This window comes from Pantoea sp. NGS-ED-1003 (genome assembly GCF_000738765.1).
GTDB lineage: Bacteria > Pseudomonadota > Gammaproteobacteria > Enterobacterales > Enterobacteriaceae > Pantoea > Pantoea septica.
In genome coordinates, this window is record NZ_JPQA01000002.1 from 491626 (window position 1) to 507264 (window position 15639).

The 15639-nt window shown below is 56.4% G+C and carries 16 protein-coding genes and 1 pseudogene; 9 read left to right on the top strand and 8 right to left on the bottom strand.

Annotated elements, in window-relative coordinates; translation table 11 throughout:
* Positions 1 to 27: 27 nt before the first annotated feature.
* The 4 genes and pseudogenes from JS46_RS05755 to JS46_RS05770 all read right to left on the bottom strand — a co-directional run bounded on the left by JS46_RS05755 (position 28) and on the right by JS46_RS05770 (position 4544).
* The gene (locus tag JS46_RS05755) at positions 28 to 1143 is read right to left on the bottom strand and encodes a metallophosphoesterase (protein WP_033748865.1); all 1116 of its coding nucleotides are present in this window, start codon (positions 1141 to 1143) and stop codon (positions 28 to 30) included.
* 269 nt (positions 1144 to 1412) lie between these two features.
* The gene (traT, locus tag JS46_RS05760; RefSeq protein ID WP_033748866.1) at positions 1413 to 2144 is read right to left on the bottom strand and encodes a complement resistance protein TraT; all 732 of its coding nucleotides are present in this window, start codon (positions 2142 to 2144) and stop codon (positions 1413 to 1415) included.
* A gap of 296 nt (positions 2145 to 2440) precedes the next feature.
* Positions 2441 to 2830: pseudogene (locus JS46_RS22845) on the bottom strand (GNAT family N-acetyltransferase).
* Positions 2831 to 3542: 712 nt separating this feature from the next.
* Positions 3543 to 4544, bottom strand: coding sequence for a zinc-binding alcohol dehydrogenase family protein (locus JS46_RS05770; protein ID WP_033748869.1), 1002 nt, complete (start codon positions 4542 to 4544; stop codon positions 3543 to 3545).
* A gap of 241 nt (positions 4545 to 4785) precedes the next feature.
* Here JS46_RS05770 and JS46_RS05775 point away from each other — a divergent pair, with 241 nt between their 5' ends.
* The 5 genes from JS46_RS05775 to mdtI all read left to right on the top strand — a co-directional run bounded on the left by JS46_RS05775 (position 4786) and on the right by mdtI (position 10226).
* Positions 4786 to 5586, top strand: coding sequence for a MetQ/NlpA family ABC transporter substrate-binding protein (locus JS46_RS05775; protein WP_033748873.1), 801 nt, complete (start codon positions 4786 to 4788; stop codon positions 5584 to 5586).
* Between the two features lie 251 nt (positions 5587 to 5837).
* Positions 5838 to 6167, top strand: coding sequence for a DUF1471 domain-containing protein (locus JS46_RS05780; RefSeq protein WP_033748877.1), 330 nt, complete (start codon positions 5838 to 5840; stop codon positions 6165 to 6167).
* A 236-nt stretch (positions 6168 to 6403) separates the two neighbouring features.
* Entirely contained in the window at positions 6404 to 8947 is a 2544-nt protein-coding gene (locus tag JS46_RS05785) for an excinuclease ABC subunit UvrA (protein ID WP_051905581.1), read from the top strand.
* 612 nt (positions 8948 to 9559) lie between these two features.
* Positions 9560 to 9910, top strand: a complete 351-nt coding sequence (mdtJ, locus tag JS46_RS05790; RefSeq protein ID WP_033748879.1) for a multidrug/spermidine efflux SMR transporter subunit MdtJ — start codon at positions 9560 to 9562, stop codon at positions 9908 to 9910.
* Positions 9897 to 10226 (top strand): multidrug/spermidine efflux SMR transporter subunit MdtI, encoded by a 330-nt coding sequence (gene mdtI, locus JS46_RS05795; protein ID WP_033748880.1) that lies wholly within the window; start codon positions 9897 to 9899, stop codon positions 10224 to 10226. Before mdtJ ends, mdtI begins: the two co-directional genes overlap by 14 nt.
* A gap of 30 nt (positions 10227 to 10256) precedes the next feature.
* Here mdtI and JS46_RS05800 read toward each other — a convergent pair whose 3' ends face one another.
* Positions 10257 to 11162, bottom strand: coding sequence for a LysR family transcriptional regulator (locus tag JS46_RS05800; RefSeq protein WP_033748882.1), 906 nt, complete (start codon positions 11160 to 11162; stop codon positions 10257 to 10259).
* A gap of 153 nt (positions 11163 to 11315) precedes the next feature.
* Between JS46_RS05800 and JS46_RS05805 the strand changes: the two genes are divergently transcribed.
* The 4 genes from JS46_RS05805 to JS46_RS05820 all read left to right on the top strand — a co-directional run bounded on the left by JS46_RS05805 (position 11316) and on the right by JS46_RS05820 (position 13599).
* On the top strand, positions 11316 to 12065 hold the full coding sequence (locus JS46_RS05805; RefSeq protein ID WP_033748884.1) for an SDR family oxidoreductase: 750 nt from the start codon (positions 11316 to 11318) through the stop codon (positions 12063 to 12065).
* A 266-nt stretch (positions 12066 to 12331) separates the two neighbouring features.
* The gene (gene ycgZ / locus JS46_RS05810; protein ID WP_033748886.1) at positions 12332 to 12571 is read left to right on the top strand and encodes a regulatory protein YcgZ; all 240 of its coding nucleotides are present in this window, start codon (positions 12332 to 12334) and stop codon (positions 12569 to 12571) included.
* 170 nt (positions 12572 to 12741) lie between these two features.
* On the top strand, positions 12742 to 13035 hold the full coding sequence (locus JS46_RS05815; protein ID WP_033748889.1) for a hypothetical protein: 294 nt from the start codon (positions 12742 to 12744) through the stop codon (positions 13033 to 13035).
* Between the two features lie 36 nt (positions 13036 to 13071).
* Positions 13072 to 13599: a hypothetical protein gene (locus JS46_RS05820; protein WP_033748891.1), complete on the top strand. Its 528-nt coding sequence runs from the start codon at positions 13072 to 13074 to the stop codon at positions 13597 to 13599.
* Here the strand turns inward: JS46_RS05820 and JS46_RS05825 are convergent.
* From JS46_RS05825 to JS46_RS05835, 3 genes are all read right to left on the bottom strand, one after another.
* The gene (locus JS46_RS05825; protein WP_033748893.1) at positions 13571 to 14557 is read right to left on the bottom strand and encodes a UV damage endonuclease UvsE; all 987 of its coding nucleotides are present in this window, start codon (positions 14555 to 14557) and stop codon (positions 13571 to 13573) included. The two genes, JS46_RS05820 and JS46_RS05825, sit on opposite strands and share 29 nt — an antisense overlap.
* A 108-nt stretch (positions 14558 to 14665) precedes the next feature.
* Positions 14666 to 15124, bottom strand: a complete 459-nt coding sequence (locus tag JS46_RS05830; RefSeq protein WP_033748895.1) for a DMT family transporter — start codon at positions 15122 to 15124, stop codon at positions 14666 to 14668.
* A gap of 1 nt (position 15125) precedes the next feature.
* Positions 15126 to 15560, bottom strand: coding sequence for a DMT family transporter (locus JS46_RS05835; RefSeq protein WP_033749106.1), 435 nt, complete (start codon positions 15558 to 15560; stop codon positions 15126 to 15128).
* Positions 15561 to 15639 lie beyond the last annotated feature (79 nt).

Consider the following 15639-nt stretch of genomic DNA (forward strand, 5'->3'; position numbering starts at 1 on the left):
GCCGCCTGAAAGCGGCTGTACCTGTGGCTACTCTCTTCCCCGCAGCGTTATGCGCGTCAGTTCCGACGGCCGCCCTAACCTGATTGCCATGCCGGGCCAGAGGGCGGTTCCGTTGTTCACGTAAAGCTGCATGCCATCCACCTGATAAAGCCCTGAAACAAAGCCGCCGTTGGGTTTGGCAAACAGCCGGTCAAAGCCGGCGATCAGTCCGCCATGCGTATGGCCCGACAGCTGTAAATCGACCTGCTGCTGCGCATTCTGGCGCGCGTTGCGCGGCTGGTGGTCGAGCAAAATAACCGGGGCGTTTTTCGGCGCGCCTTTTAACGCCATCGCCAGATCGGGGCCGTCCGCGTTTCTTCTTGATGCGGAGATGTCAGGCAGACCCGCAATAACCAGCTCCGCTGCGCCGCGTTTAATAATAGTGTGGCTGTTATGCAGGGTCGGCAGGCCCAGCGAAGCGAGATGCTCGGTCCAGCGCTGCTGTTCGAAAAAATATTCGTGATTGCCGGTAATGGCGTAAACGCCATCCGGCGCGTGCAGATTACCCAGGGGTTCTACATCCTTTATGCGGTTCTGCACGGTTCCATCAATAACATCGCCGGTGATAACGATCAGGTCGACGTCGAGCGACATCGCCCGCCTGACCATCTCTGCACTCCAGGCGGCGTTGAAAAGTTTGGTGATATGCAGATCCGTCAGCTGAAGTAGCTGATAGCCTTCAAACTCGCGCGGCAGATGATCAATTCTGATAGTGACCTCTTTCACCGGCGGCACGCGTATCGCCTGCTGTACGCCAACGGCCGCCAGCGCCATAGCCAACAGCGCAGCCAGATAACGCACCATCGGCGTAATCTCCAGCGGATGCCTGAATAAAAGCGACATTAACGCCACCGCGTCAATCAGCATCTGCAGCAGCGCAAGAAACAGCACGGCGCCGAACGCCCAATTGCACAGGATGATCAGCGCGCGGGGCATCTCCGGTGAAAAGATGCCGCCCGCGGTAAAGCGGCTAATCAACAGATATTGCGAGGCCAGCAAGACCAGCGCTGCTAAGACGATTTTCAACGCTAGCGGCATCGCTAACGGGATAAGGAAACGGACGATGACATACCAGCTCGGTATACTGAAAATCAGATGAAACATAGATCTTCCCTGGTTACAGGCGCTTGTTCAGCGCGAAAAGGGGTTTGACAGGATGGTGTTACGCCTGGTCAGGCGTTGAAGCGTAGCACGAAAGCGACCCGTCGCTTCGTTATGATCTCTGTCGTCGATGCCGGTGAAAGGGTCAGGCGGAAAAAAGAGGGAATGAATAAGGCAGGAAAGCCGGACATTTCATGCTCGTCTGGCGTAAAGCGATATCCGGATGCTCAGCCACGCCTGATTTCGCTAAGGCGTGACTGAAGCGAAGAAAGTTACATAATACCGGCGACCGATTTCGCCAGCTGGGCTTCCAGCACCGGTTTAGCCTCTTCGAATTTCAGATTGACCTTATTGGCGTTAGAGACCACGCGCGTCTGGTATTTCATACGGTTGCCCTCTTCGCTGCTGGTCTGCAGCTTAATGCCGGCGTTGCCCTGACGCAGCGCACCGATATTATCGGTCGTGACGGTGGATTTGCTGCGCTCGGAGATTTGCAGATCGGTCACCATCGTAAAGTTTACGTCCTCAACCAGCGCATCTGCCGCCATGCCTGCCAGACCGGCCGCGAGGCCAATTCCCAGAATAGCGCCGCCTGAGTTGCTGTTATAGGCGGTAATGCCGGCACCCAGCGCCGCGCCGGTGGCCGCGCCCTCATATCCGGTCGACAGAAAGCCCTGCGACTGACGCAGATCCATTTTTTCTGCCTTAAGCACGTTGGCCTGAATCCAGTAATACGCTGTGTCAGGCGACGATGTCACGGTATAGCCTTTAGCGCGCAGATCCTGTGCCAGTAATGTCTGAAGATCGCTCATATCTTTATCTGACGTATTACGAACCTGCAGATACACCGTTTTTTCATTTGACGGCTCAAGCCATACGGTCTGGCTCATCTGCGTTTTGACTTCGAGATTACGTTTCTTGATGGCCGTTCCCATTGCGCTACAACCTGAGAGAACCAGACATGATGCGACGACAGCCGCCATAACTAAATTGCGGTTTTTCATTTACTGCTCCTTGTTAAATTAAAAAACGGGACAGTCGCGCCCCGACGCGCACTCAGGTGATGGATATATTTGAAAACGCATCCTCTACCCTCAGAGTGGCGGAATGGTTATCGGAAGAAAGGAGAGAAACTTAAATCTTTTTCATCGGTGTGGCAGGATCGCGCGGTAGTTTATTGCAAGCGTCGCGCGCCCGGTATGCGCCCAGCGCCAGCGGCACCGGGAGAAATGATAAAGAAAACGTCAGGATCTACGCCTGACCGGCGAGAAGCGGCCGCGGTAGCGCTGCCACGTAAGGTTTAGCCATGATAGTCGTCAGCCAGCAGCCCGAACACCCAGTCGTCCCGCCACTCGCCGTTTAAATAATAGCTTTGCCGAATTACCCCTTTCTGCCTGAATCCACTTTTAAGCAGCAGACGCTTTGAAGCAATATTTCCCGCTGTCACCGTGGCGGTGAGTTTTCGGTAACCCAGCGAATCGAACGCGAAGCGAATGATGGCGTTCAGCGATTCTGTGCCATAGCCTTTACGCCAGGGTAATAAGCGCGTTTCAAACGATGCGGATCGTATTTCTTCTTCATTCCGGGGATCGGCTATGTACGCCATCAGGTTTCTGTCCTGATGCAGCGCCAGGAAAAAAGGCCAGTCCTCTTATTTTAGCGGCCGGTAAACAAGCCGTTCTGAAGAAATAACCGTTCACATTTCATCCCGTCCCCCACTGCCCAGCGTTAAACCAGATGATGCTGTTCAGACAAGATTCTGCCTTTTCAAATAGGCCGCCAGCCGGTGTTTGAATCGGCGCGTCTGAAAGCGTATTTCACTCCAGACATATAGCGGCGACTTAATGAAAATCTCTCGCTCTTCGGCACGAATTTGCGCGCATTTTTCACAGCGGAGACAGCTGTCGTAAAACCAAAAATATTCGTCCCGACTTAAAAGCGCGCGGCAGTGCCTGCAGTAAGCTCCCATACATTCCTTATTATTTGATGCGTTCGCCAGCGGTCAAAGCAGCGTTTAACGCCTGATGTTAACTGCGACGCTATTGCCGGCGGCGAAGCACCCAATAAATAACTGGCACTTCCCACATCCGGCATATTCCGCAGTCTGACCTGTTGCCTCAACCTACGGGCACAGCAGCACTGGTAGCAATGAGAGTTATTCTCAAATATTGCGCTCTGCGAGCGCAGGCATGACTTTTTCGCTAAATAGTGGTTAAGGACGCGGCAGCGGCGCCCGGGCATCAGGCTGGCGGCGCGGCGGTTGCCAGCAGCGCAGGTGCGCAATCGGGCCAGCAGGAAGCAGGCCGAGCGGTCGGTCTCCTTGCAGCGCAAATAAAAAACCCGGCCATTTGGCCGGGTAGTTTGTCGCCGACAAACTGCGATGGTTCTCTTGTCAGGCTGGGTTAAAACCCTTCGAGTACGATTTTGCCGCGTGCCCGGTTGCTCTCGATGAGCGCATGGGCGCGACGCAGATTTTCCGCGTTGATGGCGCCGTAATGCTCGCCTTTGGTGGTGCGCAGCGTGCCATCGTCGATCAGTCGACGCACGTTTTCCAGAATCTCATTCTGGCGCGCCATATCCGGCGTCTGGAACAGCGAGCGGGTAAACATCAGCTCCCAGTGCAGCGAGATCGCTTTACGCTTCAGCGGCATCGCGTCGAGGGTGTCCGGATCGTCAATGACCGCCAGACGGCCCTGCGGCGCCAGCACCTCGACGATCTGCTGATAGTGTTTGTCGGTATGGGTCAGGCTGGCGACATAGCGAACGTTCTCGACGCCGATTTCGCGCAGCCCTTCCGTCAGCGGACGAGAATGATCGATAACGTCGTGCGCGCCCAGTTCGCGCACCCACTCGGCGGTTTCAGGACGCGACGCGGTAGCGATAACGCGCAGTCCGGTCAGCTTGCTGGCCAGCTGCGTCAGAATCGAACCGACCCCGCCGCCCGCGCCGATAATCAGCAGCGCTTCGTTCTCATGCTCTTTCACCTCAAGGCGGTCGAACAGCAGCTCCCAGGCGGTCAGCGAGGTCAGCGGCAGCGCGGCGGCATCGGCGTTGCTCAGCGAAGCAGGCTTGTGGCCGGCGATACGCTCATCCACCAGGCCATATTCCGCGTAGGAGCCGGGGCGATCGATGGCGCCGGCGTAAAAGACTTCGTCGCCAGGCTTGAACCGGGTCACGCTCTCGCCGACCGCTTCTACCGTGCCGACGGCATCCCAGCCGACAATGCGCGGCTGCTGCGTCGGCGCGTTGTTGCGCACTTTGGTATCGACCGGATTGACGGCGATCGCGGCGATTTTCACCAGTAGATCGTGCGCGCCCGGTTGGGGCTGCGGCAGCGTAGTGTCGTAGAGCGATTGCGGATCGGCGATCGGCAATCCATTCTGGCTGTAGACGATAGCTTTCATCTCTGTTCCTTTTTGCAGTAATAAGTTTGCTGATGCTAGGTAACAGCATAGGCGGCCTGTGTCAGGAGAAACACCTGCTGGCGACAGCAGCACTTTCACTGCTGGAGTGAAAATAGCTGTGCATCGGCAGAAAACGGTGTCAAATGAAGCGGATAAAAAAACGGCAGTCGCGCAGTTACGGATGTACAGACGTCTAGATGTAGATTATAGTCGTTTCCCTACGACAAAAGGGATCTGGCTTATGAACAAAAAAGTGCTTTCTATTCTGCTGGCCGCGTCAGTTACGCTGCTTAGCGCCTGTAATAAAGATGACGACAGCAAAATCAAAGTGGCTATTAATACCGGCCCGGACCAGACGTTATGGGATACCGTTAAACAGGTGGCGCATGACAAATATCATCTGGATGTCGATGTCGTGGCGTTCAATGACTACGTGCAGCCGAATGAAGCGCTGTTCAATAAAGATGTCGACGCCAACGCCTTCCAGAGCCTGCCCTATCTGGAGATGCAGTCTAAAGAGCGCGGCTACCATTTCGCCGTGGTCACCAATACCTTCGTCTTCCCGATTGCCGGCTATTCGCGCAAAATCAAATCGCTGGATGCCCTGCCGGACGGCGCTACGATCACCATCTCTAACGAAGCGACCACGCTGGGCCGCAGCCTGCTGCTGCTGCAGGCGCAGGGTCTCATCAAGGTGAAACCGGAAGCGGGCCTGCTGCCGACCACGCTGGACGTGACCGACAACCCGAAAAAACTGAAGTTTGTCGAGGTCGATACGCCGCAGCTGGCGCGCACGCTCGACGACCCGCAGGTTTACGTTTCTATTATCAATAACAACTTCGCCGCGCTGGCGAATCTCTCCGCCTCGCGCGACGGCATGTTTATGGAAGGGAAAGCCTCGCCGTACGTGAATGCCATCGTGGCGCGCGAAGATAATAAAGACAGCCCCAATATCCAGAAGCTGAAAGAGGCGTTCCGCTCGCAGGAAGTGCTGGATAAAGCCAATGAGCTTTATAAAGGCGATATTATCAAAGGGTGGTAAAACCGCTTCCGCCTCCGCATCCCCCTTCAGGTTGCGGAGGCATTTCGCTTCTCATTCAGGCATGTCAAAAACAGCCAGAATGTAATCAAATGAAAATATCTTCGCCAAACCCTCGTTAAGTTATCAGCCGCTGTTTCCATAACATCTCATTAGCAATTAAAGCTAAAACACATAACAAATTCTGGCGTTTATTACCTTCGTTACGACCGAAAATAAAATAACCGTGCGTTAATCCCTTAAGGAGTCGGCTAATGAAAGAGTTAGTGCAGGATGTTTTATCCATATTCTCTCCGCAGAGCGTGAATCCCGTGTTGATTCGTACGGGCCTCACTCAGCGTGAAATCGCTTCCGTTCAGCCCTTCGCCGTGACTTCGGTCAGCTGGGCAACCTCTATGGAGGAGCTCAACGCCGCGTTTGCCCATAAAGCGCATGAAGCGGGCGCCGTCGGCTACCACATTACCGATGTGGAATCACACAAAGCGGGCAGCAACGGCCAGCCGCTGCTGGCGGCGAAAGCGACGCTCTATAATATCCCCGACGATAGCGCCAATGCGCCGGCGGCGGCAGGATTTATATTGTAATCCGTCCTAATCGGCGCAGAGCTTAAATACCGCCTGCTGCCTTCTGTCTGTTATAAAACACCCTTCGCTTTCAGGCTCAGGCGGCCCAGGCCGCCGCAGCCTTCGCCCTGCTTTTTACCTTCCGCGCCTCAGTCAGCGCATATCCCTGCTACCCTTTGACGACTTATTGGCTAGCTGCGCAGACAGCGAGCCGACAGAACAACACTTTTTATAGAAACTCTTTTTGTGGGAGCGTTATGACGTCTAAAGGAAAGGAAAACAGCGGCAGCCTACCGCATCGCAGCAACCACAGCGGCGTGAGCGTTCAGGGCGCAAGAACGCATAACCTTAAAGATCTCTCCTTCACGTTTCCCCGTGACGCCATGGTGGTTTTCACCGGCGTTTCAGGATCGGGCAAGTCGTCGCTGGCGTTCGACACGCTCTATGCAGAGGCGCAGCGGCGCTTTATGGAATCGGTTGCCCCCCATGCGCGCCGCCTGATAGATCAGGCGGCGGCCCCGGACGTAGACAGCATCGATGGCCTGCCTCCAGCGGTTGCGCTGCAGCAGAGCCGCGCGGGCGCGCAGGAGCGCTCCACCGTCGGCAGCCTGACGCGCGTTTCCGTAACGCTCAGACTGCTCTATTCTCGCGCCGGGAAGCGGCCTGAAGGCGTCTCCTTTCTGGCTGCCGAATCTTTTTCCCCCAATAACCCGCAGGGCGCCTGTCCCGCATGCCAGGGCATGGGCATGGTGCATCAGGTGAAGACGGAGGCCCTGGTGCCAGATGCATCCCTGAGCATTCGCGAAGGCGCTATCGCCGCCTGGCCGCATGGCTGGCAGGCGAAAAACCTGCGCTCAATCCTGGAGGCGCTGGATTACGACATCGACGCGCCCTGGGAAACGCTCTCTGAACGGGACAGAGAGTGGATCCTGATGACTGATGAACAGCCTTCTGTGCCTATCTTTATGGGGCTTACCGCCGAACAACGCAAAGCGGCGATAGCGGCTGAGGTCGAACCTGCCTATACCGGTACCTATACCAGCGCCAGAAAATATGTGCTGCAAAGCTACGCGGGTGGCAAAGAGAGCGTCAAAAAACGTCTTTCCCGCTTTGTCGCCGTGGCGCCCTGCGCGCTCTGCCAGGGGAAACGACTTAACCAGGATGCGCTCTCCGTGACCTTCGCAGGTTACGACATCGCTGAAATGGGCGAGCTGACTATCGCTCAACTCAAGGCGCTGTTTTCCCCGCTGGCGAAGGGCGCTTCTTCTCTCCTTCCTGAAGAGACGGCGCTAAGGGAAGCGACGATCCGCATGGCGACGGATATTTGCGGGCGTCTGGACCAGCTGGAAAACCTCGGCCTTGGCCATCTTTCCCTCGGCCGCAGGACGACGATGCTCTCTTCGGGCGAGCTACAGCGCATCCGGCTGGCGACGCAGCTGATCTCGCAGCTTTTCGGCGTCATGTATGTGCTGGACGAACCGGCGGCCGGCCTGCACCCGGAAGATGTACGCGCGCTGATCCGCTCGCTGCGCGCGCTGCTGGCAGCGGGCAACTCGCTGGTGATCGTCGAGCACAATCTTGACGTTATCGCCGAAGCGGACTGGCTGACGGAGATCGGACCGGGACCGGGCCGCCTGGGCGGCGAAATCGTTTATAACGGCGCGCCCTCCGGCCTGGCGCGCAACGGCCGGTCGGCGACGGCAGACTATCTGCTCGGCGATCGTTATCCCGGCCTGCGTCAGCGCAGCCTGCCTGAACAGTGGCTGCAATTTGAACAGGTGACCTGCAATAACCTGCGTGCGCTCGATTTTTCGCTGCCGCTCGACAGAATGACGGTGATTACCGGCGTTTCCGGCTCAGGAAAATCGACGCTGCTGATTCGCGTCCTGCCCGCATTGTTCCAGCGGCTGGATAACACACCGGCCGATGAAGGCGAAGATGAGGATGAAACCGTCACGGCGGTTCAGGGCAACGTGGTTGCCGGCGGCGCTTCCCTGAAGCGACTGGTACGTATCGATCAGCGCCCTATCGGTCGAACGCCTCGTTCCAATCTTGCGACCTATACCGGCTTTTTTGACACCGTCAGGCGGCTGTTTGCCGAGACCGATGAGGCGAAGACGCGCGGCTTCGACGCCAGCCGTTTTTCATTCAATCTGCCCGCCGGACGCTGCCCCGCCTGCGAAGGACAGGGCCTCATCACCATTGAGCTGCTGTTTATGCCCCAGGCGAGCGCGCCTTGTTCTACCTGCGGCGGCCGTCGCTATAATGCCGAGACGCTTGAAGTGCGCTGGAACGGCAAAACCATCGCCGACGTACTGGCGCTGACGGTAGACGAAGCTGCCGCGTTTTTCAGCGACAATGAGAGCATTCAGCGCTCCCTAACCGCGCTCAAGGCGCTGGGTCTGGGCTATTTGACGCTAGGCCAGCCGGCGACGGAGCTGTCAGGCGGAGAGTGCCAGCGCATCAAACTCGCCTGGGAACTGCAGCGCGCGCAGCGCGGCAAAACGCTCTATCTGCTTGACGAACCTTCGACCGGCCTGCATCCCTCAGACATGGATAAGCTGATGCGGGTGCTGGATCAGCTGGTGAAACGCGGCGATAGCGTGGTGATGGCGGAACACGATATGCGAATTGCATCCGAGGCTGACTGGATAATCGATCTTGGACCGGGATCAGGGGAAAATGGCGGTCATATCGTGGCGGCCGGTACGCCGGAAGAGGTCAGCCGCGCTGAGAACAGCGTGACCGCGCCCTATTTAGCCCGGCGACTTAAAAACAGGCACGGCGATCCGCAGGCGTAGCGCGGGACACTTTTCTGCGGTTCGCGAAAACCCGACAGGTAAAACAGAAAAACCAGCAGGCATCCGGAGGCATTTTCGCTTCCGGGCGCCTTGCTGCTGCGATGTGCGACAAGAACAAGCGCTGCACCTGACTGGCCTTTTTTGCCCGTGTGACAACGTCACTACTGCGCTTTTGCTGCCAGAAGATGCTTTGCACGGTGTCAGAGTAATTACCTATCGCTACATATGTATGTTGTAACTATATGAAGCACATTGAATCTCTTTATCCTGACTGAAACCAGGCGCAGCCACGACACAATAAACTTTGTCATAAATCAATATTAGAAATTGCTGCTATTGAAACGGCAACTGGCAGATGCTATAACTGCGCCGTGTTTATTACTGGAGTACAATCCGTCCACCGATGAGAAGCAACAGCGTGGATGTCTTGTTTAAATTATGCGCGTAGCATTTATCAATCATTCTCTTTTCATCTGCTCTCTTCCCGTCTGGAATATCGCCGATCAGCACTGGCGTAGCGCCCTGTAGGCCCCTCTCCTCGTTTCCGTTTGCCATAAGGAACTTGCGCCTGTGCGGTGCGGGTCAATTGAATAATTGCGACAGGAGTTAGCCATGTTTGCATGGGTTTTATTATTACTTGCTATTTTTAGCGAAATTATCGGCACGCTGGCGATGAAATGGTCCAGCGTCGACGAAAGCGGCTCGGGATATTTAATCATGCTGGTGATGATCGCCTGCTCCTATATTTTCCTGAGTTTCGCCGTCAAAAAAATTGCCCTCGGCGTCGCCTATGCCCTGTGGGAAGGCATCGGCATCGTATTAATTACGCTATTTAGCGTGCAGCTGTTTGGAGAGCCGCTGTCGCCGATGAAAATCGCCGGACTGACGGTGCTGATCGCCGGCATTATGCTGATTAAAACCGGTACTACGCAGAAGAAGGAGCCGCAGCATGTTATCAGCTGATATAACGCATCTGCTCTGGCTGGCGCTGGCGATCCTGCTGGAAATCGCCGCCAATATTTTTCTGAAATATTCCGACGGCTTTAAAAAGCCGCTGCTGGGCATCGCCTCGCTGGTTTCGGTGCTGCTGGCGTTTAGCGCGCTCTCTCAGGCGGTAAAAGGTATCGATCTGTCGGTCGCCTACGCGCTGTGGGGCGGTTTCGGCATCGCCGCTACGGTGGCGGCGGGCTGGGTGCTGTTTGGCCAGCGGCTCAACGCCCGAGGCTGGGCGGGGCTGAGTCTGCTGCTGGCAGGCATGATCTTAATTAAGCTCGCCTGATAATGCGTGACGTCCTGCCGTGGCAGGACGTTATGGTCCTACCCGCGCGGGAAAAATTTCCTGCAGCCAGCGAATAAAGACCCGCAGTCGATGCGTCACGTAGCGATTTTGCGGGTAAACCACATGAAACGGATAGCGCGCCGGCCGCCACGGCGTGAGGATCTCCACCAGTCTCCCCGCGCTGATATGCGCCGCGGTGGCATAGGTAAAGGTCTGTACGATGCCCAGCCCTGCCAGCGCCGCCGCCAGATGCGCGTTGCTTTCGTTTACCCCGACGCGATAGTCCGCCTTAATCTCCGTTTTTTCCCCGTCGCGCTCAAAGCGGAAGGGAAAGGCGCGTCCGCTCTGCGGCGAAAGGTAGCTGATCAATCGATGGCCGTTTTTAAGTTCGTCAGGATAGGCCGGAACGCCATAGAGCTTGAGATAGGCGGGCGTGGCGCAGGTGATTAGAGTAGCAAAGCCGATCTGGCGCGCGATCAGCGAGGAGTCGTTTAACGGGCCGCCGCGGATCACGCAGTCGACATTGTCGCTAATCAGATCGACGGCGCGGTCGGCGACGCCGAGATCGATACGAATATCGGGATAGCGCGCCATAAAATCGGGCAGCGCCGGAATCAGCACCTCGCTGGCGGTGGAGCCGCCGACGTCAATGCGCAAGTCGCCGCGCGGCGAGCTGCGCGCCACGTTGAAAGAGGCGTCGATATCCTCAAGATCGTGCAGGACGCGCAGCGTTTTCTCATAATATTCCCGCCCTTCCGGCGTCACCGTGACGCGGCGCGTGGTGCGCTGCAGCAGACGGATGCCGAGGTGCGCCTCCAGCTCCTGCACCAGCTTGCTGAGCGTGGCGTTCGGCATATCGAGCGAGTCCGCCGCGCGAGTAAAATTACCCGCTTCCACCACGCGGGAGAAAGCCCGAATCGCCATCAGCTGATCCATCGTCGTCTCCTGAACCCTGAATTATCCACACACAGAAATAGTGCTTTTCATTTTACAGGATTTTTCAACAAATCCGTAAGAGATAGATTGCTCCTCAGCGCTGAAGTGACCTGGCGCACTGACCCTAACCCACACGCTTAAGAGGAAACGATCATGACTAACGCACTTAACGGCAAAATCGCCTTAGTAACCGGCGGCACCAGCGGTATCGGCCTGGCGTCAGCACAGCAGCTCGCCGCACAGGGCGCCCGCGTCTTTATTACCGGACGCCGTCAGGAAGCGCTGAATGAAGCGGTGGCGCTTATCGGTTCCGCCGCGACCGGCATCCGCGCCGACGCCTCGCTTCTCACCGATCTTGATGCGGTCTACGCCGAGATAGCGCGCAGCGCCGGCCACCTGGATATTCTGTTCGCCAATGCGGGCGGAGGCGATATGCTGCCGCTGGGCGCGATTACGGAAAATCATTTCGACCGTATCTTCGCCACCAACGTGCGCGGCGTGCTTTTTACCGTGCAGAAAGCCCTGCCGCTGCTGGTAGACGGCGCATCGGTAATTTTAACCTCCTCTACTACCTCGGTGCAGGGCACCGCCGGATTTAGCGTATACAGCGCCAGCAAGGCGGCGGTGCGCAATTTCGCCCGCTCATGGGCGCTGGATCTTAAAGAGCGCGCTATTCGCGTTAACGTTGTCAGCCCAGGTCCGGTTCGCACGCCAGGCCTGGGTGAGCTGGTGGATGAAGCGAACCGCCAGGGCTTGTTTGACGCGCTGGCGGCGCAGGTGCCGTTAGGTCGCCTGGGCGAACCGGAGGAGATTGGCAAGGTGGTTGCCTTCCTCGCCTCCGACGCGGCCAGCTTTATCAATGCCACCGAACTTTTTGTTGATGGCGGTATGGCGCAGGTATAAGGCGGACGCTCTGCAGGAAATTTCCTGCAGGGCGTTACGGTTAACAGAAGTTGTACAGCCGTAAAAGAGTCCTAAAAATACTTGACGCTGGGCCCGCTTTCGCCACAATACAAAGGGTTAACAAAAGATATACTCATTTGAGAGCATTTTTTGCAAAAAAGTTAACGGCTTTTTCTTGCATATTCTTGTACACATTTACTATCGATGTACAACTTGTCAGTTTTTTTGACTGATCATCGTTTAACTCATTTTGTTGGGGTAAAATTATGCGTCAGAGCAGCAGCCTTCTCTCTTCATCCGAAGATATCGCACGTTATTTTCGTGAAGCCAGCCTGCCTTCCGAACAGGAAACGCTGGGCCAGATCGTTGTTGAGCTTCTCCGCGCAGGCAAAAACGTCAACCGTAAAGGTATTTGCACTAAGCTGGTAAGACGACTGGAAGTTGCCTCGACGGCCGAAGAAGAGAAACACTATCAGCGTTTGATCGGCTTGCTATTGGGCCGCTAATTCCCGATTACAGTTACGATTTCCGTTTTTCCGGCACGGCCTTAAGATGTAAGCAGGCATTCGCTGGCTCACGCCAGCACCAGCCAGGTGCGCTGGTTCTTTCTGTAGTCAACCGCACCTCAATCCTGCCCCAACTGCTGGGGCGTGCAGCGGGACACAGAGCAAATGTTATGTATAAAAGTAATGAAGAAAGACTGACCGACATCGTTATTGGCGAGGCGACGCTGGAGCTGCTGCTGTCTGATAAAGCGGTTTCCAGCCGCGCGCTGATGGACGTCCTGCAGCGCATGGCGGCGGAAGAAGCTGATGAAGAGCGGCAGCAGATTATCGTTCGCGCCATTAACGAGGTGCAGCAGAACCTTACCACGCAATCCACCCAGTCTCGCGTGACGTTACGCGATCGCAACAACAACGAGCATCACTTTAAGGGCGATGCGATGCCGGGCGATAAACGCAGGCACTGACCCTCTCTTTTGCGGTTTTCTTTTCAGGAGCACTCGATGAATATTGCCTGTTTAGGTTGGGGCTCGCTGATCTGGAAACCGGGCGATCTTCCCGTCGAAGGCGCATGGCATCAGGATGGCCCGCGCTTTCCAGTCGAGTTCTCCCGCACCAGCGACGGCGGCGAGCTGGCGACCGCGATCTGCATGAACGCGCCGCCGGTGCTGTGGGCAAGGCTGGCGACGCAGGATTTAGGACAAGCCTGCCTGCAGCTGCGCGAGCGCGAAGGGATCCCTGATGAACGCGTCGACGGCATCGGCATTTTTTCCGTAACAGCGCACACGCCTGGCGTGCTGGCCGAGTGGGCGCGCACCCGTGAGCTGGATGCGGTCATCTGGACCGGACTGCCGCCAAAGCTGGGCAGCGTTGAAGGTTTAGTTCCTACGCTGCCACAGGCGATAGACTATCTTCAGCAGCTGGAAGGCAAAGAGGCAGACCACGCGCGCGCCTATATTTTGCAGGTGCCCGCGCAGATCGATACCCCTTACCGCCGCGCCATTACCGCCCACTTCGGCTGGGATCGATAAGCTCTCTGCTCAGCGCATAGTCATAAAGCCGCTGACTGGCGAGATTTTTCATTTTCACCTCGCACATGATATCAAAGGCGCTGAACGACAGCGCCCAGTCGTTCAGCGTCGAATTGAAATAGTAGTCCGAATGCGCGCGCAGTTTGGTTTTCGCCACGCCAAGGCTCTGCTGATCGGGATAGCCATGTTCCGGTATTAATCCTTCCTGCGAAATCGAATAGTGCAGCACCGGCTGAACGCCGCGCCATGACTCTTGAATCAAGGCGATACGGCTATCGTCCGGCTGAATAAAGGCGTTCTCTTTCACCCAGTGATGATGGATATCCAATACAATGGGACAGAGCGCCCTCGCCTGCAGCACCTCATCCAGCGAACAGGAAATCTCATCATTTTCCACCGTCAGCATATTGCGCGCTTCGGGCGTGAGCTGACCAAAGGCCTGCTGAAATCCTTCGAAGCCTTTCTTACCGTTCATATGAATGTTGATTTTAAAATCCTGAAACGTTTTGCCGTAGCCCATCAGTACGGCGCAGAGCGCATGGTACTCCACATCTTCGATCGCCCGCTGCACCACATCAGGATTATCCGACGCCAGCACCGAATATTGTCCGGGATGGAAAGAGAGACGGATCCCATGCTGCCGCGCCAGCGCGCCGCAGCGCTCAAACAGCGGGTAGAGATCGGGCAGAAATTCCCGGTAGAGCGGCATCGCTTCCGGCACGGTAAAGAGCGGCAGCAGATCGCTGCCGATACGCATCATGCGCAGGGTCTCTGGCTGCATAGCCAGCGTTTCTAGCAGGCCGGCAAAATTCGTCAGGTTCAGGCGGGCAAGGCTGGCGATCAGCGCAATCTGCTCATCGCGCGGCAATCTGAGAAAACGGGTACGGGTTGTGCTCTTAAACGGGAAATGTTGTTTGCCGTCTGCATCCAGATATTTACACGCGAAGCCTAATTTCATATTTCCCCCTGTTAAACACAAACAGTAAGTTTAACAGTTATTTGAAAACCGGCTGGATGCGAGACGCGACAATCAGTAATGCCTGCGCAGAGGGCGCAGGCATCGCGGTCAGGCACTTGCTTTTTTCGGCTTGTTGCTGCTGTAGATAAAGAACAGCGCAATCGCCAGGCAGATAACCGCCGCCAGCCGGCCTGGCGAGAAGGCGATTGCCGTATTGCCTAACCAGCCGAAATTATCGATCAGCATGCTCATGGCGAGCTGGCCGAAGATAACCGCGACGGTAGCTGCGGCCGTCCCGATGCGCTGCACCGCCAGCACCATAATCACGATATAGGGAACGCCGCACAGCGCGCCCAGCAGTTGCCACTTGGGCACATCCATCAGGCTGTGCGCCTGCGGCGGCTCAAAAAAGAAGATCAGCAGCGCCGTTACCACTGCGCCCAGCGCGAAGGTGAGAAAGGCGCAGCGGAAAACGCCCACTTTGGCGCCGAGCTGGCCGTTAATCGCCGCCTGAATACTCAGCAGCGCGCCGCCCAGTACCGCTAAACAGATCATAAAAATCGTCATATTAACCTCGGGCGACCAGCGCCAGTGCGATAACAATAAACACCAGCGCAATGATGCGCTTGCCATCGATTCTGCGATGCGGCGTTCCCAGCAGGCCGAAGTGGTCAATCACCAGGCTTTTAAATACCTGACCGGCGAGAATGCCGATCATCGTCATGGCGATGCCGATCACCGGCGTCGCCAGCGTCAGGATCACCACGTAGCCAGGGCCTAAAATTCCGCCGAGCAGCTGCCAGCCCGGCTGGGCGAAAAACGACGGGCTATTGCGCGGGCTGAAAAAGAGCATCAGCAAAAAGGTGAGCGCCGCGCCGACGCTAAAAATGCTGAACGTCGCCCAGAGATCCCCAACCTGCTGACCCAATGGGCCGAGCAGCCCCGCCTCTACCGACAGTCCCATCCCGCCGGCGATAACCAGAAATAGAAAAATGAGTTGCATAATCGCTTCCTTTAAATCGAAGCGAAACAGCATAATGGAGTCGATTAAGATGAAAAACGCTATAGTGTAGCAAACACCT